This window comes from Clavibacter sp. MX14-G9D, from assembly GCF_032917815.1.
Classification (GTDB): Bacteria; Actinomycetota; Actinomycetes; order Actinomycetales; family Microbacteriaceae; genus Clavibacter; species Clavibacter michiganensis_K.
The window spans coordinates 1-823 of record NZ_JAVCVL010000412.1; the positions used below are offsets into that span (position 1 = coordinate 1).

The 823-nt window shown below is 79.6% G+C and carries 2 protein-coding genes; both read left to right on the plus strand.

What is annotated here, in order from left to right; all coding sequences use genetic code 11:
- On the plus strand, positions 1–537 hold a 537-nt coding region (locus Q6969_RS16020), incomplete at its 5' end, for an NTP transferase domain-containing protein (RefSeq protein ID WP_317231325.1).
- On the plus strand, positions 527–823 hold a 297-nt coding region (locus Q6969_RS16025; RefSeq protein ID WP_317231326.1), incomplete at its 3' end, for a DUF6457 domain-containing protein. The genes Q6969_RS16020 and Q6969_RS16025, both read left to right, overlap by 11 nt.

Genomic DNA, 823 nt, shown 5'->3' on the forward strand with positions numbered 1-823 from the left:
TGCGCCCGCGTCGTCGTGGTCGGGACCGGCAACCGGCCGGGCGGCCGCACGGACGGCGCATGGCGACGGGCGGGATCCGTGCGACTGGTGGACGAGGTCCCCGCGCACGGCGGACCGACCGCCGCCCTCGCCGCGGGCGTGGGCGCCCTCGACCCGGACGCGCTCCCGGAGTGGGTCCTCGTGCTCGCCGCCGACCTCGCGGATGCTCCCGACGCGGTGCGCGCCCTCCTCCCGCTGCGGCAGGACGCCGGCCTCGCCGACGGCCGGGACGTCATCGTCGCGCGCGATCCGGACGGGCGCGCGCAGCCGCTCCTCGCCCTGTACCGGGCCGCTCCGCTCGTGGCGGCGCTCGAGGCGATCGACCGCGCGACGGGCGTCGACGGCGTCGCGCTCCGTCGCGTCCTCGACGCCCTCGGCGCGGACCGCGTCGCCCATGCCGACCTGCCCGCCCGGCTCTGCGCCGACGTGGACACCCCCGACGACGCGCGCGCCCACCGTCTCCGCCTCCCCGACGACAGGATCCCCGATGCCCGCTGACACCTCCCCCGCCGTGCTCGACGCCTGGGTCGACCGGGTCGCCGCGCTCCTCGAGCTGCCCGCGCAGGAGGTCGAGGTGGCGCTCGTGCTGGACCTCGCGCGCGACGCCGCCCACGGCATCGCCCGGCCCGCCGCGCCCCTGACCACGTTCCTGCTGGGGCTCGCGGTGGGACGGGCCGGCGGCACGGCGGCCGACGCGCGACGGCTCGCGGCGGAGATCACGGCCGAGATCGACCACCTGCGGGATCCGGTCGGTCCGGTCGCCGTCGACGGCGGCGCGGCGGGC